Origin of the sequence: Clostridium aromativorans (assembly GCF_020908015.1) — a bacterium.
GTDB classification, from domain to species: Bacteria; Bacillota; Clostridia; order Clostridiales; family Clostridiaceae; genus Clostridium_B; species Clostridium_B aromativorans.
In genome coordinates this window covers 1-20,546 of the sequence record NZ_JAJJPB010000013.1, presented here as the reverse complement: position 1 = coordinate 20,546, position 20,546 = coordinate 1, and the positions used below count along the sequence as shown (strand labels likewise).

The following is a 20,546-nucleotide window of genomic DNA, read 5'->3' as shown; positions in this document are numbered from 1 at the left end:
GTATGTTATGGAACTTATCCTACAACGAGGATTACCACACCAACAAAAAGCTGTAGATGCAATAAGTGCTGCTTTGAATGGGGTACAGATAACTTCTCCTGTACAATTTTATGAAAATCCAAGCATTTCTCTTTCTGATCCTAAACTAGCTGCAAATATTAGAGAAATTCAAAAAAATATACCTTCAGAATATCGAAGCAGTATGCCTATTAATGACTGCTTGAATATTGATATTAAAATGGAAACCGGTACAGGAAAGACTTACGTTTATACTCATACTATATATGAGCTTCATAAACGTTACGGACTTAATAAGTTTATTATCGCTGTGCCTTCACTTGCGATTAAAGCGGGAACAGCGCAGTTTTTGCGTGATGAATATGTAAAGCGACATTTTTCCGATGTTTGTGGCTATGGTACAGAAATTGAGGTTGGAGTACTAGAAGCGCCAAAAAACAAGAAAAAGGGTCGCTCCTATTTCCCGAGTGTTGTGAGCGACTTTGTAAAAGGTTCTTGCCAGAACACGAAGAAGATTTATGTATTATTAGTTAATATGCAATTACTTGTTGTCCGATCAAATGGTATGCTTAGCCGTGACGACTATGATTATGGAGTAGAAGGTTTTTATAGACCACTTGATGCTATTCGTGCAACAAACCCTGTTGTTATTATTGATGAGCCACATAGATTTTCTCGTGACCAGAAGGCATTTAAGGTTATCGTTGATGAAATAAAACCACAGTGTATTATACGCTTTGGTGCTACCTTCCCTGAAACTACAAGTGGACGTGGAAAAAACAAAATAACCGTAAAAGACTACCAAAACCTGCTCTATGATTTAAATGCCTGTGAATCTTTTAATCAAAATTTGATAAAGGGAGTAACGAAAGAGCATTTTGAACCGGTATCCAAGCGTGAAGAAAAGGTGAAAATCACTTCCATCACAAGCAAGGATTCTGTTACCTTTCAGTATAAAAAGCGTGATGAATCGACTAAAACATTTACTCTTAAAACTGGAGATTCACTATCTATCATTAATGAAGCTTTCGAGGGAATTACGGTTCATGCTATTGGTAAATCAACAGTTGAGTTTTCTAATGGTATTCAAAAGTCAACTGGTGAGGAATTGGATGTGGATATCTATATGACCTCTTATCAAGAGCAGATGATGCGTCTTGCCCTTGAGCGTCATTTTGAAACAGAAAAAACAAACTTCTGTGGCCGCAATTTCAAGATCAAGACATTGGCATTATTTTTTATCGATGATATATCATCATATCGAACAAACGAGGAAGGTAAAACCCCTTATCTATTACAAGCTTTTGAGAGATTGCTTAAGGAACTGATAGAATCGGTGCTATCTACCCTCAGTGAGCATGATACTGAATATCGGGCATATCTGGAAGCAAGTCTTGCAGATATTTCTGCTTGCCATGCAGGCTATTTTTCACAGGACAATAGCGATTCGGATGAAGATATAGCAAAAGAAGTAGAAACTATCCTTCATGGAAAAAAACACCTTCTCTCTTTCAAGAATAAAGATGGTAGCTATAACACTTTACGTTTTCTATTTTCAAAATGGACACTTAAAGAGGGCTGGGATAACCCTAATGTATTTACCATAGCTAAACTTCGTTCTAGTGGAAGTGAAAACAGTAAACTGCAAGAGGTTGGACGAGGTTTACGACTGCCTGTAGATGAGAATGGTAATCGAATCTCCAATGAAGAATTCCAGCTTAATTATATTGTCGACTTCACAGAGGCAGACTTTGCTAAACGATTAATAGACCAAATAAACGGAGAAATTCCACAAGCTTCTTCTATTAGCGAAGAAAGATTGGAACAAGTGGCCAAGAAGCTTGGCATGACTTCAGATGAACTTTTTGATGCACTATATGATAAACATTACATAGACAGGCGATTAAATATAAAACCCGATACAAGGGACGCTTTCTTTGCAGAATACCCGGACTTTGCTACAGGATTGTCTTCAGGTAAGGTAAAAGACCGAAATGTAGCAAAACCAAGACCTGTAAAAATCCGCAAAGCTGTTTACAGTGAAATACGCGAATTATGGGAAGCAATCAATCAACGATACCTACTTTTCTATGATGATGATCTGGATGCTGATATGGCTAAAGTTGTTTTATCTTTGCTGGAAAAACCCGGTGTTTTTACAGACGTTGTCATGACTAGCTCCAGAGATATCGTTAAGAGCGATGGCTCACAGATGATGATTGTTTCAGATACAGGTGCCCAATATATAGTATCCAAACCTATTCCCTACAATGAATTTCTTAAGAGGATCACAAATGCTACAAACATTCCAATTAAAGTATTGCATGAGGCATTGTGTGAGTATGTTAAGAGGAATGGAACTATAAATCCAGAACGTATTAATGAAAATTCTGTCAGCATGTTTATCCAACAATTTCATGACTGGAGAAGCAATAATTTGCAAGGTCGATTCCATTATGCAAAAAGCAATACGCCTGTTGGTGCAACAGCACTCACCTATTCAGACGGTTCTCCACGTGAAGATATTGCGCAGGGACGTATTGGCACAAAGATAGTTCCGGGAACTCCAAGTGAGAAGTATTTATATGATGCTTTCGCTTATGACTCACCGTTGGAACAAAAAAATATTATGTCGGACATCGAAGAAGTCATTGTATATGGAAAAATTCCACGTAGCAGCATTGCCATACCAACTATTACCGGTGGAATGTACAGTCCAGACTTCATGTATGTTGTAAGAAAGGCTTCCGGTGAGAAAGAGCTTAACATTGTAGTCGAAACAAAAGACGTAGAAAATAAATCCGACTTACGTGGTACAGAAAAAGCAAAAATTGATTGTGCTCGTGTTTTCTTTGATATGCTCTCGAAAGATGGATACACTGTTTATTTCCGTGATCAGTTAAACAACAAGCAGATGGCTCAGATTATTAAAGAAGTATTGGCAGAGTGATTTGTGTGAATTTCTAGCTGAAAGCCTAGTGGTGAAATGTCAAGCACAAAAAAATAAGGAATTGGAAATTATTTTGGCTTAAAGACGAAAAAACCTTAAAAAAGGGTATACCAAATAAACTTCGCAGTATTTTCAAATTTTTTCCATTAATTTGTGCGAAGCTAGGCAATCCAAAAGGATGTGGAAGAGTAAATCTTAATCTCTCCTTTCCAGTGGTGTGTACAATTGATTGGTGCTTAGTAGCGAATACACCAACCGTACCAATTTTCTTGCGGTTAAGACGAGAGCTCGTTTGTGTTTATGCTTTGGAACTTCTTGATATTTCTTGTTGTAGAACGCTTTGTATTCAGAATCGTGTTTACGTACGGAATCTGCAGCTTGGATGAGATAGTATCTTAAGTATTTGTTTCCGGTTCTCATACGGCTTGTTTCTTCAGATTCATACTCTCCAGATTGATATTGACTCCAAACAAGCCCAGCGTATTTAGCTAATGAATGATGGCTTTTAAACCGGCTTATATCACCAATTTCGGCAATTAAGCCTGCCGCAAAGACGTCACCAATCCCTTTAACAGAGGTTAACGTTTGCGGAATTCCTTTCATTAGTTTGGCAATTTCCTTATCCAGACGTTTTACCTGCGATTCCATGTGTTGAATGGTGCTCAACGTAACGGATAGGGAAAGATTTACAGGGTCCTGCATGGCTTTATCCAAGCGATAGGAAGCCCGGGCTAATTTTTGAAGATACTTGGCCAATTCTTCGGGATTTTCAAAGCGATTTTTGCCTTTATCCTGCAGAAATTCAACCAGTTCCTCGATCCTCATTTCGGCAATCGTTTCAGGCTCTAGCTCTTCAATTACGGCTAGGCTGGTCGCACCAAATGTATTCGAAAAGGGATTGTCTTGACGCAATCCACTGAATTTCAAGAAAAGTTGATTTAGGAAATAAGTTTTATTTCGTCCAATCTCTTTCATGAAATGAAATCTTGTTCTTGTAAGACGTTGTAAGGCTTCATATTGAACAGCATCTTTCATTTCATAAGGTAGTCGGCCAAATCGCAAGTGGTCAGCGATGACCCAGGCATCAATCCGGTCGTTCTTTGGCAAAGAATCATAGCCTTTCTTAAAACGAGCGACTTTTCTCGCATTTAATGTGTAGATAAAAGATTGGAAACGGGGCTCGTAACCTTTTAGTTGATCCTTTAGATAGTGGGCAAGATGCCAACTATATTGATCTGTAGCTTCCATTCCAATTTTCAATTGCTTTACCTGACTTTTTTCCGCTGCTTCTAACATACGTTTGATCAGGGTATCGGCCCCTAATTGATCATTAGAAACAGAAAAGTCAGCCAATGAATTCCCGTCCTCCATCATGAAATGGACATGATGGGACTTTAAGCTTACATCTACACCAACAAGCAATTTAGACATACCTATCACCTCCAAAGGGGATTTAATCAAGTACGTTTCAGACCTGGGTGCCCAAAGGAATCATCGATGTCTTCCTCGTCATAAGCACTCGAGTGAAAAGAAGACCATCTGAGCGCTACACTCTCTTCTTTTCAAACGGCGCAACTAGTGGTTAGACCTTCAACAATGAACCATGGGTAGCAGGCTTATTAAGCAGTACACCGAAGTGTCCGCAAGGAGGAAAAGCTATATCCTGATACGAACTTGTCGGTTCCTATTGTCCCATGGGCAGGACTGAAACGCTATAAAAAAATGACGGAGTCATACGCAGGAGCCTCCTCCATTCTCCGCCATTTATCCATATTCAGTTTTAAAAATGCACAACAAATAGCCGTAAGAGGACATGTCCTCCTACAAAAAATAGGAACAACATATTATCACTTCAATTTATTGGAACAATCACCTTTGGCTTCCCCATCATGGGGTAAAACAAGGGTAAAACAATATTAATTTTGATGAGGAAGCCAAAAGGCTACTCAGTGTAAACCTATAGGATTATCTAGAGTGAATTTTAGAGGATCCGGATCAACTGGAAATTCTTCTAGAAGGAGCTCTTACTACTAATATACGAGGAGGTAAATCGATGAAAGCTATGATATTCTTAAACACTGCTTGGATGGAAAGATATGAAGGTTTATTGGGAAATGATAAAGAAATACATGGCGGTGGCTCCTATGTTGAAGAATATGGTTATGGACACGAAATATTCAATTTCAAAAAAATTAGCGGTAAGGTATATGGTTATGCTCAGCCAAGCGGGTATAACAACCTTCAAAGATTAGGAGCGAGTGAAGATGATGAATTCATAGATGATGTTTTAGTCATTTTCACTGCAACCCACAAGAATGGCGGAACGTATATAGTTGGATGGTATAAGAATGCCAGGTTTTTTAAAGATTATCAAAACACTAATCTTTCAGAAAGAAAATTTAGAAATGAATATATCGGATATTATGCTGTTGCTAATGCTGACAATGCTACTTTACTGAGTATAGATGAAAGGTTCTCATTCCCGATAATACCAAGAAGAGTAAAAGGCGGAATGGGTCAATCAAATGTTTGGTATGCTGATAGCCCTGAAATGGTGGATTTTAAGAAAGAAGTTCTAAGACATATAGAAAGATATGAAAAAAAGAAAAGTATTAGGCGTCGCCTTCCTATCTTCCGCCAAACCGATGCAGAACTAAGAAAGAAAATAGAGAATATCGCTATTAGAGAAGTTACCAGAGAGTACTCAGAAAGGGGTTTTACCGTGACTTCTGTAGAAAGCGAAAACTTAGGATGGGATTTGGAAGCAGTTTATAAGAAAATTAAATTAAAAATTGAAGTTAAGGGACTAGCAGGTCAAGAGGTTTCTGTTGAATTAACTCCAAATGAATTTTCAAAAATGAACAACAATAAGGACTCTTACAGATTATGTGTTGTTACAAAGTGCCTAGAAAATCCTGTACTTTATGTTTTTTCATATTCCTCTGAAAGGAATGAATGGATAAGCGAAGATGGTCATATACTTTCAATTGACCAGATTATATCCGCAAGGTGCTATACTTAATTCCATAAAATGTCCATATTTTGTATTACCAATAAATACAAAAAGACCAGCCGCTTCAAGCATTCATGCCTGATTGTGACTGGTCTCTTTTTGCTCCGCTTGAAGCTGTTCATTTAAGTTTTTCTTTCAATCCCTAAGTGAACGCTTCTTTGGGCAGCTTTTTTTTGAAAGCTTTCTCCCTGAGCAGTTTCAATGTAACTTTATCTATATTTCTAAACATGGACAATTTATTAAAATCACGGTCACCAGCTTCAATCATAATTACACCCCTTTTACCTACTCCATTTTACCACAGGTTTCCGGGCTGCTTTAACCTCGTCCAGCCTCTTAATATCGGTGGTATTAGGCGCAGATTTAACTATATCCCGATTTTTCTCCGCTTCCTCTGCAATTTTTATCATATCCTCTATAAATCCATCCAGAGTCTCCTTTTTCTCATTTTCCGTGGGCTCTATCATCATGGCCTCTTTTACAATAAGGGGAAAATATATAGTAGGCGGATGATATCCGTAGTCTAAAAGTCTTTTTGCCACATCGAGAGTGGTGACGCCATTTTCATCATTTTTCAGTCCTCCAAGTACACATTCATGCTTGCAGACACCTTCCATTGGAACATTGTAGTGTTCTTTAAGGCTTTCCTTTATATAATTTGCATTGAGCACTGCATCTTCACTGACCTCTCTAAGTCCCTCCGCACCCATGCTCAGTATATAGGAAAAAGCTCTTACCATCACCCCGAAATTTCCGTAAAAACTTCTGACTTTTCCTATGGAGCAAGGTCTGTCATAGTCAAGATAATACCTGTCATTTTTCCTGGCAACTATGGGCACAGGCAAAAACTGTGACAGTTCTTTTTTAGTTCCTATAGGACCGCTTCCAGGTCCTCCGCCTCCATGGGGTGTTGAAAATGTCTTGTGAAGATTCATATGGCACACGTCAAATCCCATGTCTCCGGGTCTTGTCTTTCCCATATTGGCATTCATGTTGGCACCATCATAGTAAAGCAACCCTCCTGCAGCATGCACAAGCTCTGCTATTTTAAGTATATTTTTTTCAAATATCCCCAGAGTATTTGGGTTGGTTAACATAAGCCCGGCCACTTCATCATCCAGTAGGGATTTTAAGGACTCAATATCCACAGTTCCATCTTCAGCAGACTTCACTTCTACCACTTCAAATCCGGCACAGGCAGCTGAGGCTGGATTTGTTCCATGGGCAGAATCAGGTACGATTATCTTCTTTCTTTTAAAATCTTCTCTTTTTTCATGGTAGGCCTTTATGATCATAAGCCCCGAAATTTCACCATGGGCTCCTGCTGCAGGCTGCAGTGACACTGTATCAAAGCCTGTTATTTCAGCAAGCTTTTCACTTAACTCATACATGAGCTTTAAAGCTCCCTGGGCTGTTTCCTCCGGCTGATAGGGGTGAAGCTCAGTAAATCCTGTTAAACCTGCCATATCTTCATTGATCTTGGGGTTGTATTTCATGGTGCAGGAGCCAAGAGGATAAAATCCTGTATCCACGCCAAAATTTTTATTGGAAATCAGCGTAAAATGCCTTACCACATCCACCTCACTTACTTCAGGAAGCTCCGGCTCCTCTCTGCTTATAAATTTTTCCGGCAGCAATTTACAGATATCCTCCTCCGGTACATCGCACTGTGGAAGAGAATAGGCCCTTCTGCCCTTTTTAGAAAGTTCAAAAATAAGCTTGTTGTATTCACTTATCATCTTATATCCCCTCCAATACAGAAACTAATTCGTCAATTTCAGGTTTTGTTCTTTTCTCAGTGACGCATAAGAGCATGGAGTTTTTATAAGATGGATATGCTCTCTCCACATCATATCCACCCAGAATATTGTTCTGCAGCAGCGTTTTATTTACTTTTTCCACTGAATTCTTGGATTGAACCACAAACTCATTAAAAAATGGTCTATCAAACAACGACTTATACTTTCCACTTTCAACAAGCTCGCTAAAAGCATAGTGAGATTTTTGCACATTCTGGAGTGCCACTTCCCTTATCCCCTTTTTACCAAGAGTAGTCAAATAGATGAGTGCAGTCAGGGCATTGAGTGCTTCATTGGAACAAATATTTGAAGAAGCTTTTTCTCTTCTTATATGCTGTTCCCTTGCCTGAAGTGTAAGTACAAAACCTCTTTTTCCTTCCTTGTCTGTAGTTTCACCTACAATTCTTCCCGGAATTTTTCTAAGATATTTTTTCCTGGTAGTCAGAAATCCGAAATAAGGTCCTCCGTAATTCATTCTGTTTCCAAGAGACTGCCCTTCTCCTACGGCTATATCTGCACCACATTCTCCAGGACTTTTTAAAATTCCAAGGGATATTGGATTACAGTATACTATCAGAAGAGATCTGTTTTTATGAACATATTTTTCTATGTCCTCAAGTTCCTCTATTATCCCCAAAAAATTCGGCGTCTGAATTATTACCGCTGCAGTATCCCTGTCCAATACAGACTTAAGTTTCTCCACATCTGTAACTCCCTCTGCTTCATCTATTTCCACCAATTCTAAATCCTTAAATCTTAAATAGGTTTCAAGCACCCTCCTGACCTCAGGGTGGAGAGTTTTGGATACGACTATCTTTTTACGCCTTGCAGCGTTTGCAGCCATCTGTGCGGCTTCAACACAGGCAGTGGCCCCATCATACATTGAGGCATTGGAAACATCCATACCCGTTAAATCAGCCATAACTGTCTGATATTCAAATATGGCCTGCAGTGTACCCTGGCTTATTTCAGCCTGATAAGGAGTATATGCAGTATAAAATTCTGATCTGGATATTATATGCTTTATTATAGAAGGCACATAGTGATCATAGGCACCTGCACCTAAAAAACAAGTCAGCTCCTCACAGCTTTTATTTAACCCTGCAATACCTTCTATATAGGATTTAACCTGAAGCTCAGACATTCCGTCATTTATATTCAATTTTCTATTTAGACGTATACATTCCGGTATATCAGAAAACAGGTCGTCTATTTTACTTACCCCTATTTTCTTTAACATAGCCTGCTTATCTTCATCTGTTAACGGCAAATAAGGATGCATGGTATCACTCCCCGTCACATAATTTTTCATAGTTTTCAGCATCTAAAAGTTCCTTGAGTTGCGAATTATCTGATAATTCAACGGAAATTATCCAGTTTTTATAAGAGTCCTGGTTTATATATTCAGGATTGTCTGCAAGTTCTTCATTTACTTCCAACACTTTACCTGACACAGGTATATAAAGATCCGATGCTGCTTTTACAGATTCCACCGCTCCAAAAACTTCACCTTTTTCAAATTCAGAGCCCACTTCCGGCAAATCCACAAACACAATGTCTCCCAGGGAGTCCTGGGCAAAATCAGTGATTCCCACATAGGCCTTGTTTCCGTCTGCCTTTATCCATTCATGATCCTTAGTATAAAGCGCTTCCTTTAAAATCTTCATTTAAAGTTCCTCCCTATTATTTTTTATAATTTTTTTTATAAAATTTTTTGTCCACAACCTCCGCTTTAAGAAGCTTTCCTCTCACTTTGACAAAAATTTCAGTTCCAAGTTTGGAATACTTGGAGTTTATAAGGGCAAGCCCTATATTTTTTCCCAAGGAGGGAGATCTGTATCCCGTGGTCACTTCGCCTATTTTTTTGTATCCTGCAAGAACTTCATATCCATGCCTCGGAATACCTCTGTCTTTCATTTCAAATCCAATTATCTTTCTGGCAGGGCCTTCTTTTTTCTGCTTTAAAAGAGCTTCTTTTCCTATAAAATTTTTTTTATCCAGTTTCACAAAAAATCCCAGTCCAGCTTCAAGAGGGGTGATGGAATCCGAAAGTTCATTCCCATAAAGAGGAAGATTTACCTCAAATCTCAGTGTATCTCTTGCACCAAGGCCTATTGGTTTTATACCCTCTTTCCTTCCGGCTTCAAGTATTCTGTTCCACAAATATTCTGCATTTTCAACAGAAGAATAAATTTCAAAACCATCTTCTCCCGTATATCCAGTTCTGGATATCATACATTTTTTCCCACAAACAGGCATATCTCTTCTGCAAAAGAAAAATTTAATTTCCCCCAGATTCACATCTGTAAGCTTTTGAAGTATGTTTTGAGCTTCAGGTCCCTGAATGGCCAACTGTATAACAGAAGAAGATATATTCTCGATATCAACGTCAAAGCCACCCTTGTTGTCAAGCATCCAGCTGATGTCTTTTTCGATATTTGCAGCATTTATGACCAGGAAAAAATGTTCATCATCAAACTTGTAAACTATAATATCATCCACAACACCGCCATCTGGATAACACATAGGAGTGTACAGTATCTGATTGTCTTCAAGTACAGCTGCGTCATTGGTAATTAAATTCTGGACAAAGTTCAGTGCATCTTTCCCCCTTATATCGGCTTCACCCATATGTGAAACATCAAACAACCCCGCCTTTTCTCTCACTGCCCTGTGCTCAGGTATTATACCTTCAAATTGTACCGGCATAGACCATCCCGCAAAGTCTATCATTTTTGCTCCATATTTTCCATAGGAATTAAACAGTGCAGTTTTTTTCAATCCTTCCACGACAAAACCTCCTATTATATTTTTATACAACAAAAAAGGACATGAAGAACAATTTGTCCACATATCCCTCTGTTTACTTACCTGAGAGTTTCGAGCAGAACATCTTTCACCTTCGGTACTGTTTTAAATACAGATTTTCCAGAGTTTTGTCCTACAGCGCTATTTTTACCTGAAAGTTTTTGATATAACTGTGAAAATATATCATTGCCCCGTCGGTTAACAGATGTTATCTCACGCTATAATCATCCAAGATAATTTTTTCTTATATATAATATAAATTTTCATTATACATTAATAATACATCCTAAAAGATATATTTTCAATAAAAACATATCCTACTTTTACTTATTTTTAATAATTTTTTCTATTTCTTTCAAATCTTTCATTACCCAGGCTTCTGTGATATTTGAAAGTTCAATCCAGAATCCAATTTTAGCATTGGAATTGACGCAATTTCTCCAGGCCGGAACCCATTTGCACAAATGTTCTTTTAGGAACTTTTCCATTGATGCCAAAATTTTTAATACCTTCTGAAAATCATCATATGTTTTAATACTGCAGAGCCTTGCCATAAAAGACAGTTCAAAGGCAAGATGATCTGCCGCCTCCCTGGGATTTACCTCTAAACCAAATTGATGATAGAACTCCCTTACGGAAAGCTCCGATTTTCCAAAAATAAGCCTATCCCTGCTCTCATATACGGATTCCCAGGGAGGTGCCAAAATACGTCCCGGCCCAACAAACAATCTCTGGTAATCTTCCCATAACTCTTTTTCATATCCAGGATTAAATTTATTACCACCCATCTCGCCTGATATTACCTTGGCTTTATCAGATAAGTCAATATCATCTTCATATTCGGAAAGCTTTTCCAGTAAATCAGTTTCTTTTAAAATTTTCAAACCTCTGCTCAAATTATCTCTATAAAAAAGAGCCAGCGTAGAATATACAGCTTCTCTTTCCATAAACCACAATTTTATACTGTCCATTATAAAAAATTCTCCTTATTTTTTTAAAGCATCTCTATGGGGAGTGATTACTAAAGCGGGCTTTGTAGCATTTCCTTCAGGCATTCCCCGTACTTTACATATATTCCCATATCTTGCTTTAAGAAAATTCAGATCTCCATAATTCAAAACCCGCATGGGGCAGGCAGCTACACAGACAGGGGGTTTACCTTTGTCTATCAAATCCATGCAGAAATCACATTTTTTAACTTTTTTAGTGCTGGAGTCATATTGAGGTGCTTTATATGGACATGCCTTAATACAACTGCGGCACCCTATGCACAGATCTTCACAAATATATACAATTCCATCTTTTTTTCTCTTTTTAATCGCCTTCACAGGACATGCCTTTACACAGGCAGGATCAATACAGTGATTGCAGCTTATTGAAATCCAGAAAGCATATACCTTTGGTATAACTGCTCTTCCCCTTTTTATGTAACTGCCGCCAGACACCTCATACACATTTCTGAAATTCTGACCTGCTTCCAGATTGTTTTTATCTTTGCAGGCTATTTTGCAGGTATTACATCCTGTACAATTTTTTTGTTCAAAATAAAATGCCAGCTGTGTGCACATCTTGTTAAATCTCCTTCCCTCAATCCACTTTTTCTATTTCAACCAGGCTTGTATGGGATGGGTTCCCAAAAGCCAGAGGCGTTGGCTTATACTTGGTTAAAACATTTATACACCCTCTCCTGTCAATTCCCTTTTCATCCGGAGTCCACCAGCCTCCCTGGGGTATGGAAGCAACTCCCGGCATAATTCTGCTGGTAATTTTTACAGGTAAAATCATAACACCTCTGTCATTGTATACTTTGACCATATCCCCATCCTCAATGCCCCTTGATTTGGCATCTTCACAATTTACAAAAATCTTTTGTGGATCCACCTCCTCCATCCAGCTGTCATTGTCAAAGGTGGAATGAACCCTTCTTTTAGAATGATGGCCTATACACTGTATAGGATACTTTCCTATGAGAAAATCTTCCGGTCCCTCCCAGGCAGAAATATATTTGGGAACTGCCGGAATTTCTCTGTGATTGTCCATTTCCCACAATCTAGGTGAAAATATCTCTATTTTGCCGGAGGGCGTTGGAAAGGGATTAGCTGCAGGCTCCTCAATTTGCTTTTTAAAAGCAATGCTGGGCTTTTCATAAATCCACCGGTATACCCCTTTTTTCTTGAATTCTTCACAACTGGGAAAGCCAGGGTTTTTCTCGGCTGTTTTTTCAACAAGATATTCTATCCATTCATCAAGTGACTTTCCTTCCGTAAATTTATCTAAAAGTCCAAACCTTTTAGATAAATCACTTATCCAGTCATATCCATTTCTGCATTGAAAAACAGTATCCACGGCCTTGTTCATAAACAGCACATAATCACCAAATCCCCAGGGTGTGACTATGTCTTCTCTTTCCAGCATATCGTCTGAAGGCAGTATTATATCTGAAAGCCTGGCACTTGCAGTCAGGAAATGATCACTTGTCACAATAAATTTTACCAGATCTTTGTTTTTCAGAAGCGCTGCGGCAGCATTTGAATCCGTATGTTGATTTACAAGACAGTTTCCGCCTAAATTGAATATGAATTTTATACTTGAGGACAACTTCTCTGTTCCCTTGACGCTTAAATTGGCTCCCATTCCCTTCCCTCTCACTATGGCATCAGGCCAGCTGAACATGGAAATTTTACTTTTATTGGGATTGTAGTGAGGAATTGACGCCACATATGCTTCTCTCACCGGATATCCTGTTCCAGACGCCCAGCCTCCACTAATACCTATATTGCCTGTCATGGCAGCTAAAACAGTTCCCCCTCTAACCACCTGTTCTCCGTAAGCATGTCTTTGAGGTCCGAATCCCTGTATCAGTGCTCCGGGTTTATCCAAGGCATACTCTTTTGCCAGTCTGACTATAGTTTCTTTTGGTATCCCTGTAATAGCCTCTGCCCAGACAGGAGTTTTAGGTATCCTATCACTGCATTCCCCAAGGACATAGCTTTTATAGGAATTTCCATAGGGAATGCCCGGCGGCATATGATTTTCATCAAAGCCAATACAGTACTTATCCAGGAAATGCTGATCCTGCAAATTTTCAGTAATCATAACATAGGCCATTGCATCAAGCAGTGCATTATCCGTAGTAGGTCTAATTGGAATCCATTCATCTGCAAGGGCAATTGCTGTATTTGAATAAATCGGGTCAATACTTATTATCCTGACTCCTGCATTTTTTGCCATCTTAAGATAATAGGCGGTATTTGTACCATGTATGGTATCTGCCGGATTAAATCCAAGGAGGATTATAAGCTTCGAATTCACCCAGTCTTCCCTGCTGTTTCCCGTATATATTGTGCCAAAAGTATAGGGAGTAGCTGCCTGAGTACAAGCCGTACTATAGGTTCCATAATAGGACAGATACCCTCCATACATTCCAAGGAGCCGCTTCATCCACACATTCTCCGAAAGCCTGCCTTCATTTCCGGTGGCATATTGGACATATATTGAGTCAGGTCCATACTCATGCATAATTCTTTTTAAATTATCTGCAATATAATCCAATGCTTCATCCCAGCTTATGGGCTCAAACCTGCCTTCTCCACGTTTTCCCCTGCGTTTCATAGGATATTTCAATCTATCACAATTGTACATGTGGTTGCGATAAGCTCGGCATCTCAAACACCCTCTCAGCTGTGGAGTCTTTTCAGTATCCGGAATATCGTCTTCGGTGGATATCCTGGCAATTCTATTCTTTTTTACATGGACTTTTATAATACACCTTCCACCACAATTATGAGAACTGGAGGTAGGAATGATCTTTTCCTCTTTATCCAGATCCCCTTCAGAGTTGAAGGAATAAAAGCCATCTTCACCAGCCAATTTTCCTATCAGTTTCAAGTTTTTTTCTTTTATACCCAACATTTTTACTTTTTCTTTCATCATAATAGACTTCCTTCTATTACTTATAAGTTGCGAGTATGTTGCTGTATATATCCTCCGCCAAGGTCAATCCTCCATCGTACCCAATATAGCCTCTGTTTAATACCAACCTATGCATAACCGGAAGAGATATATTTATCCAGAATCCATTTAACTCTGAAGCTATGTCTTTATCCCAGGAACTTCCCAAAATCAGAGGCTTATAATTGCCATGGGGGTATTTTCTCAATCTCTCATGTATTTTACCTCCGTCTATTTCAAATACAACCTTGGATGAAACAGATTCAGACAAGTGCTCAAATTCATTTTCTATTTCACCTCTATATTCTTCCGGAGTATCATCTGTAATATACTGCTCTCCCGGGACAATTCCAAGCTCATTTACTAGAAACTTGCTTATTCCCAGCGTATAAAAAGAATCCGTTATATTAAAAAATCTATCTGCCATATCATATCTAAATTCTATAAAAAAGTCCAGTGATCTTTCAATATAATAATAAAATCTCTTTTCCTCTCCACTTATAAATTCCTCAACCTTCTTTTTATCCAGCTGAGCAAATTCTGCAACAGTTCTCAAAAATTTGCTGGTTTCTCTTGCTCCTATTGGAAGCACAGGATAATGCAGATAAGGGGTACCGTATTTTTCCTCTAGGTGTTTTGCAATATTCAGCCCCACCCAGGGTGAAAGAACCAGATTAAATTGAGCATCGGGAATTGTCTTCCATTCATCCACTCCATTCGACTCTGTGCCAAAAAGTATATTTACTTCAAGACCTATTCCCTGAAGTAATTTTTTTATTTCCATTAAATTACCTGTCCAGAATGAGTCCTGATAGGGCAATACAGACCAAACATTTACAAGTCCTTTTTTTACCTGTGCTTTTTTTTCACCTACAAATTGATCAATAATAGCCTTAATCACTATTTCATGTCCTTTAAAATTACTTCCCTTAAATCCACCCGTTTCAGCATAAACTATTGGAATTCCCCTATCTTTATATTCGCTTACCACCTGACCTACATCATCTCCTATTATATCGGAAGTACATCCTGTTAAAACCACAAATAGATCGCCCTTTAAAACTTTTAAAGACCCATCTATTACTTGCCTCAACCTATTTTCTCCTCCAAACACAACTTCTCTTTCTGTGGTATTGGTACATGGGACGGAACTTCCTCCGGAATAGCCTATGCCCTGATACCCAGATGCAACACTCAGTCCATCGTGAAGTTTAATTCCACAACCTGGACCAGAGTGTATTATAGGAATAGCTTTCTTGATAGCCAGTACGGACTGCTCTGCTCCAAGTGCACAGTAATGTCTTGGCTGTTCCACTATATTAACCGTTTTTGCCATTATTACCACCTCCCAGAAAATTATAAGGATCCTGATTCATCCACCAATCAGTATATGGAAGTTCACAATGACTGGCAATACTGCTTACAAACTCTTTAGTGGCAAGTACATCAATTATCTTATTGCCATAGTTTATGAGCCCTTCATATCCCAGTCCAAACTGCTCATCACCCATTAAAAACGTAGGTATACCAAGCTTTGGCCCCCATGAAGACATTCCACCGTGTCTTGCTACCAAAAGATCTGGTTTTAATCTGTTAAGTATATTCACCAGTTCAAAAGGCTGTTTATTACAGATATCAAAATTTGGAATATCTCCATAATTTTTCACTACATGACCTAAACTATCACTTTTGGAACTCCTATCGTCATAACAGGGATCATGATGAAATACAGCTGCTCCCACTACATCCATGTGAAGATCCTTCAAAAGGGCTATTAGACTGTGTCCATGAGTTGCTCCTGCAGTTACATACACTCTTTTGCCCTCCAATTTATTCCTAAGTCTTTCAAGGTCTTGAGCAATTTTATCTTTCTCGGACTTTATAAGTTTCTACACTTTTCTTTCCCTTCCAGTAGCTTTTCCAAGCTCTCTAAACCATATATCCGTACCATCTATCCCATAAGGAGGCGGCGATTTGATCTCTGTTACACCGTATTCCTGCTCCAGGCCAGCAGCCAAATATGTCCCAAGTGTGGGACATATTTGAACAGTAGCTGCAGCTTCAGATATGCTTTCCAGTTTATCTATAGTTGAAAAAGGGACAATGTAATTTGGTTTCAATCCTATGCGGCCAAATAAATCGGTGAATATATCACTTCCCCAAAAATTAATTACATTTATAACATCATTTCTTTTTTTAACAGGTGGTTTGACAATTTTCCTCAAAATACCATGATATGCAGCATCAAAACCTGTTGTCCAAATCTTTGATCTAAATCCTTCACAGGATATATATACCACGGGTATTTTCAGTTCTTCCTGTAATTTATCAGTCACTCCCTCTACATCATCTCCGATGATTCCGGAAGCACAGGATGTAGTTACAAAAATTGCCCTGGGATTAAATCTTTTACAAGCTTCCCGTATAGTTTTCTCCAATTTAAAAATACCACCATAAATCATATCTTTTTCCTGTAAATTGGTATTTAACAATCTGGCATTTCTAAGTGGCATATTCCTCTTTACCTGTCCTACCCTGTTTGTAAAATTATAATCCTGAAAATCAGCAGAGCATCCTATAGGTGCGTGGTTTATCACCACTGCATCCTGTATCATAGCCAGCTGGCACAGTGCATTTCCTGAACTGCACCCAAGGCACTGGCTAAAACTTCTTCTTCTATCACATAATTTGCCACCTTTAGAAGCCCTGCATAATTCTTTAGCATTTCCAGCAAATCCTGTAATTGAACCCAATCTGGATTCTCTTATCTCCACTTCTGGAGATTTTATATTAACACTCAATACTCATACCTCCATCTTAAAAAGCCGGTACTACTGCAACTCCATATTTTTTCTTTATAAAATTCCTTACATCATCTGAATTAAGTGCCTTTACTATGGCTTTTATTTCCTTTTTATTTTCATCACCCTTTCTCACAACGATTAAATTTGCATAAGGCGATTTACTATCTTCCCTAAATAATGCCTTATTGGGATCCAATTTTGCTTCAAGTACTAAATTTGTATTTATTATAGAACCATCTACATCAGGTAGTACTCTAGGAAGTTGAGCTGCATCCACTTCAACAAACTGCAGGTTCTTCGAATTTTCAACAATATCTGAAGGCGTAGCACTATAGTTAGCTATTCCTGATTTTAATTTAATCAGACCCTGTTCCTGAAGAAGCTCCAGTGCCCTGTACTCATTGGATGGATTATTAGGTATGGCAATTTTAGCACCATTTTTAAGTTCGCTTTTGGATTTAATTTTATCAGAATAAAAACCTATTGGTTCCACATGAACTTTCCCAGCTACAGCAAAATCATACCCTTTTTCCTTGGCTACAGACTCTAGATAGGGCAAATGCTGAAAATAATTTGCATCTATCTGATTTTCCTGCAGAGCTGGATTCAACTGATCCTCATCATCCAGTACCACTACTTGTAAGTCAATTCCCTCTTTTGCAAGTGTCGGCTTTATATGATTCAATATTTCTGCATGGGGCACTGCTGCTGCACCTATCTTTACTGTAACGCTTTTGTCCTTGCTGCTCCCGCTGCCTGTACTATTTGAGCTACCTCCATTACCACAGCCTGAAAGCAGTCCTACAGCTATTGCCAGTACTAATGATATTACACTTTTCTTTTTCATATTAATTCATCTCCCTTAAAAAAATCAATCAAATTTATACCTTTTTTTATTTACATATCTAGAAATATGGTCTCCTGAAAACTGTATGAACTGCACAAGACATATAAGCAGTACAACAGTAGCTACCATAATATCTTTACGAAATCTTTCGTATCCAAAACGTATTGCCAGACTTCCAAGCCCTCCTGCTCCTATAGCTCCAGCTACAGCGGTAAATTCAATAATGGATATCATGGAAATTGTAATTCCTCTTATAAGGGAAGGCAGTGCCTCTGGTATTAGAACTTTCAATATGATCTGAAAAGGTTTTGCTCCCACAGCAAGAGCCGCTTCAATCTTCCCCCATTCCACTTCTTCTATGGATGTCTCAATAATTCTTGCCAAAAAAGGTGCTATTCCTATGGATATTGGGACAATCGCTGCTTTCATTCCCAGTGTGGTCCCAACAATCAATCTGGCCAGCGGCAATAAAACTACAATCAGTATTATAGATGGAAGGGATCTTATGGCATTTACTATAGTGGCCAGCACCCTATTCAATTTTTCATGTTCCAAAATATGTCCTTTTTTAGTAACCACCAATATAATTCCAAGTGGCATACCTATGAGAAGCGCTATACAGCCTGTTATAATCACCATTTCTATAGTTTCTGACAGTCCTTTTAAAATCAGCATCTTAAAATCATCAGTCATATTACTTCACCTCCATGACAATCAGAATTTATATTGAAATTTCTCATTATTTTTACAAACTTTTTAGCAGTATCACTTTTAGGATTTAAAAATATTGAATTTGTACTTCCCACTTCTACAATTCTTCCTTCTTCAATCACTGCCATATTATTGCATATATATTTAACAACATCCAACTCGTGTGTTATAAGCAGAATGGTTAAATTGAGTTTTCTATTTATATCTCTTAAAAGTTCTAATATAGAATAAGTAGTCTGTGGATCAAGGGCAGAAGTGGCCTCGTCACTTAAAAGTACATCTGGCTCATTGGCAAGTGCCCGGGCTATTCCAACCCTCTGTTTTTGACCACCGCTCAACTGAGCAGGATAATAATCAACTTTGTCACTTAAATCCACTAGATTCAGTATTTCATGCACCCTTTCCTTCATTTTTCCCTCAGGATAGCCTGATATTTTAAGTGGAAAGGCTACATTTTTATATACAGTCATTGAGTCAAACAAATTAAAGTCCTGAAATATTATTCCTATTTTTTTCCTGGCTTCTCTGAGCTCATCCTTATTCATGGCAGTTATATTTTTGCCTCCAATTATAACAGTCCCCGAAGTAGGTTCTTCAAGTCTGTTGAGACAGCGTATCATGGTAGATTTGCCGGCCCCACTAAACCCTATTATTCCAAAAATATCTCCCCTTTCAACTTCCAGATTTATATCTGTTAGCACCTGAATATCTCCCTTTGGAGTACTAAATGTCTTGCTTAAATTCCTCACACTTATCATATAATTGACTCTCCCCCTTTCTTTCAGAATTCAACAGCCAAATACATATAGGACAAAAAAAGAGACTAAATTCTATAAAACAAAATTTAGTCTCCAGTTTTTCTGGTCAACTTTTAAAAATTATTTTAATTTAACTAATAAAATAAACTCAGGGAAAGTTCCTGAGTTTTTCTCAATGAATTCCCTCATTTTTCAGCTACCTGCTGCAGGAATTAGCACCAATGTATTGATCAATACTGGTTGCCGGACTTCATAGGGCCTTTCCCTCCATCTCTCTTAATAAGTTCATCTACCATTTGAAATTATATTACATAGTATATCAATAATATTAAATACTGTCAATACATTTTTGATCATACCTCACGGAAAAAGCATGAACCCATCTCTTTCCAAAATTCTCTTGCAAGAATTTTTTAAAAAATGCCTTTGCAGCATTTATATATGAGATATGCCTTATTTTCCCTGAAATGTACTCTGGTATTACTGTGAAATGGTGTAAGAAGCAGCCAGAGCCTAGATCTTTACTCCTTTTGACACCTCCTTTTACAGTTTCATAGGGAATTAATTTACTTCAAATTTTCGACAGTACACTTAATTTTACAAAATAATACGTATATACTATTACTTTGTAAAAATAAGTTCTTTTAAAAATTACTTAATCATACATTCACTTACAGTACTTCGATATCAATCTGGAAGCGGTACTTTGTGAAATATTTAAATACTTGGCTACTTTATAGGAACTTTTATATATTTTTTTTGCTCTTCTTACAATCTCCGCTTTATAATTCTCCATAGTTTCATTCAAATCATATACTTCATATAGCATAGAATCAGTTTGTTCTATAATATCTATCTTTGTATTCTCCCCATCAATTTTAGGCAAT

15 protein-coding genes, 2 pseudogenes and 2 riboswitches are annotated in these 20,546 nt (G+C 38.0%); of the genes and pseudogenes, 2 read left to right on the top strand and 15 right to left on the bottom strand.

What is annotated here, in order from left to right; genetic code table 11:
* The first annotated feature begins 7 nt into the window (after positions 1-7).
* The gene (locus LN736_RS10925; RefSeq protein WP_229981528.1) at positions 8-2,968 is read left to right on the top strand and encodes a type III restriction-modification system endonuclease; all 2,961 of its coding nucleotides are present in this window, start codon (positions 8-10) and stop codon (positions 2,966-2,968) included.
* A 195-nt stretch (positions 2,969-3,163) separates the two neighbouring features.
* Here LN736_RS10925 and LN736_RS10920 read toward each other — a convergent pair whose 3' ends face one another.
* Positions 3,164-4,399: an IS110 family RNA-guided transposase gene (locus LN736_RS10920; RefSeq protein ID WP_229981527.1), complete on the bottom strand. Its 1,236-nt coding sequence runs from the start codon at positions 4,397-4,399 to the stop codon at positions 3,164-3,166.
* 622 nt (positions 4,400-5,021) lie between these two features.
* Between LN736_RS10920 and LN736_RS10915 the strand changes: the two genes are divergently transcribed.
* Positions 5,022-5,990 (top strand): DUF3883 domain-containing protein, encoded by a 969-nt coding sequence (locus LN736_RS10915; RefSeq protein ID WP_103081498.1) that lies wholly within the window; start codon positions 5,022-5,024, stop codon positions 5,988-5,990.
* 133 nt (positions 5,991-6,123) lie between these two features.
* Here LN736_RS10915 and LN736_RS18990 read toward each other — a convergent pair whose 3' ends face one another.
* The 14 genes and pseudogenes from LN736_RS18990 to LN736_RS10850 form a co-directional block, all read right to left on the bottom strand.
* Positions 6,124-6,249: a hypothetical protein gene (locus tag LN736_RS18990; protein WP_268253857.1), complete on the bottom strand. Its 126-nt coding sequence runs from the start codon at positions 6,247-6,249 to the stop codon at positions 6,124-6,126.
* Between the two features lie 13 nt (positions 6,250-6,262).
* Entirely contained in the window at positions 6,263-7,717 is a 1,455-nt protein-coding gene (gene gcvPB, locus LN736_RS10910; protein ID WP_150355653.1) for an aminomethyl-transferring glycine dehydrogenase subunit GcvPB, read from the bottom strand.
* Positions 7,718-7,721: 4 nt separating this feature from the next.
* On the bottom strand, positions 7,722-9,062 hold the full coding sequence (gene gcvPA / locus LN736_RS10905) for an aminomethyl-transferring glycine dehydrogenase subunit GcvPA (RefSeq protein ID WP_179978298.1): 1,341 nt from the start codon (positions 9,060-9,062) through the stop codon (positions 7,722-7,724).
* 4 nt (positions 9,063-9,066) lie between these two features.
* On the bottom strand, positions 9,067-9,447 hold the full coding sequence (gene gcvH / locus LN736_RS10900; RefSeq protein ID WP_150355642.1) for a glycine cleavage system protein GcvH: 381 nt from the start codon (positions 9,445-9,447) through the stop codon (positions 9,067-9,069).
* Positions 9,448-9,463: 16 nt separating this feature from the next.
* Positions 9,464-10,570 carry a glycine cleavage system aminomethyltransferase GcvT gene (gene gcvT, locus LN736_RS10895; RefSeq protein WP_229981526.1) on the bottom strand — a complete coding sequence of 369 codons (1,107 nt, stop codon included), beginning with the start codon at positions 10,568-10,570 and terminating at the stop codon, positions 9,464-9,466.
* Positions 10,571-10,629: 59 nt separating this feature from the next.
* Positions 10,630-10,722, bottom strand: a riboswitch (glycine riboswitch).
* Positions 10,723-10,911: 189 nt separating this feature from the next.
* The gene (locus LN736_RS10890) at positions 10,912-11,559 is read right to left on the bottom strand and encodes a TorD/DmsD family molecular chaperone (protein ID WP_179977554.1); all 648 of its coding nucleotides are present in this window, start codon (positions 11,557-11,559) and stop codon (positions 10,912-10,914) included.
* 15 nt (positions 11,560-11,574) lie between these two features.
* Positions 11,575-12,156, bottom strand: a complete 582-nt coding sequence (locus LN736_RS10885) for a DMSO/selenate family reductase complex B subunit (RefSeq protein WP_179977555.1) — start codon at positions 12,154-12,156, stop codon at positions 11,575-11,577.
* Positions 12,157-12,175: 19 nt separating this feature from the next.
* On the bottom strand, positions 12,176-14,521 hold the full coding sequence (locus tag LN736_RS10880; RefSeq protein ID WP_229981525.1) for a DMSO/selenate family reductase complex A subunit: 2,346 nt from the start codon (positions 14,519-14,521) through the stop codon (positions 12,176-12,178).
* Between the two features lie 16 nt (positions 14,522-14,537).
* Positions 14,538-15,875, bottom strand: coding sequence for a nitrogenase component 1 (locus LN736_RS10875; RefSeq protein ID WP_179977556.1), 1,338 nt, complete (start codon positions 15,873-15,875; stop codon positions 14,538-14,540).
* Positions 15,859-17,340 (bottom strand): annotated as a pseudogene (locus tag LN736_RS10870) (nitrogenase component 1). The gene LN736_RS10875 and the pseudogene LN736_RS10870 overlap by 17 nt, the downstream one beginning before the upstream one ends.
* Before the next feature lie 16 nt (positions 17,341-17,356).
* Entirely contained in the window at positions 17,357-18,190 is an 834-nt protein-coding gene (locus tag LN736_RS10865; protein WP_179977558.1) for a MetQ/NlpA family ABC transporter substrate-binding protein, read from the bottom strand.
* A 24-nt stretch (positions 18,191-18,214) separates the two neighbouring features.
* A complete protein-coding gene (locus LN736_RS10860; RefSeq protein WP_150355634.1) occupies positions 18,215-18,883 on the bottom strand; it encodes a methionine ABC transporter permease in 669 nt (222 codons plus the stop codon).
* Entirely contained in the window at positions 18,880-19,659 is a 780-nt protein-coding gene (locus tag LN736_RS10855) for a methionine ABC transporter ATP-binding protein (RefSeq protein WP_229981524.1), read from the bottom strand. Before LN736_RS10855 ends, LN736_RS10860 begins: the two co-directional genes overlap by 4 nt.
* A 182-nt stretch (positions 19,660-19,841) precedes the next feature.
* Positions 19,842-19,945: riboswitch (SAM riboswitch) on the bottom strand.
* A 381-nt stretch (positions 19,946-20,326) separates the two neighbouring features.
* Positions 20,327-20,546, bottom strand: a pseudogene (locus LN736_RS10850) (sigma-54 interaction domain-containing protein); the annotation flags it as partial.

Excerpts from the sequence above, each read along its gene's own strand:
- LN736_RS10890 (WP_179977554.1), bottom strand. The coding sequence starts at position 11,559 with ATGGACAGTATAAAATTGTGGTTTATGGAAAGAGAAGCTGTATATTCT.
- LN736_RS10915 (WP_103081498.1), top strand. The coding sequence starts at position 5,022 with ATGAAAGCTATGATATTCTTAAACACTGCTTGGATGGAAAGATATGAA.
- LN736_RS18990 (WP_268253857.1), bottom strand. The coding sequence starts at position 6,249 with ATGATTGAAGCTGGTGACCGTGATTTTAATAAATTGTCCATGTTTAGA.
- LN736_RS10855 (WP_229981524.1), bottom strand. The coding sequence starts at position 19,659 with ATGATAAGTGTGAGGAATTTAAGCAAGACATTTAGTACTCCAAAGGGA.
- gcvH (WP_150355642.1), bottom strand. The coding sequence starts at position 9,447 with ATGAAGATTTTAAAGGAAGCGCTTTATACTAAGGATCATGAATGGATA.
- gcvPA (WP_179978298.1), bottom strand. The coding sequence starts at position 9,062 with ATGCATCCTTATTTGCCGTTAACAGATGAAGATAAGCAGGCTATGTTA.
- LN736_RS10880 (WP_229981525.1), bottom strand. The coding sequence starts at position 14,521 with ATGATGAAAGAAAAAGTAAAAATGTTGGGTATAAAAGAAAAAAACTTG.
- LN736_RS10865 (WP_179977558.1), bottom strand. The coding sequence starts at position 18,190 with ATGAAAAAGAAAAGTGTAATATCATTAGTACTGGCAATAGCTGTAGGA.
- LN736_RS10925 (WP_229981528.1), top strand. The coding sequence starts at position 8 with ATGGAACTTATCCTACAACGAGGATTACCACACCAACAAAAAGCTGTA.
- LN736_RS10860 (WP_150355634.1), bottom strand. The coding sequence starts at position 18,883 with ATGACTGATGATTTTAAGATGCTGATTTTAAAAGGACTGTCAGAAACT.
- LN736_RS10920 (WP_229981527.1), bottom strand. The coding sequence starts at position 4,399 with ATGTCTAAATTGCTTGTTGGTGTAGATGTAAGCTTAAAGTCCCATCAT.
- LN736_RS10875 (WP_179977556.1), bottom strand. The coding sequence starts at position 15,875 with ATGGCAAAAACGGTTAATATAGTGGAACAGCCAAGACATTACTGTGCA.
- LN736_RS10885 (WP_179977555.1), bottom strand. The coding sequence starts at position 12,156 with ATGTGCACACAGCTGGCATTTTATTTTGAACAAAAAAATTGTACAGGA.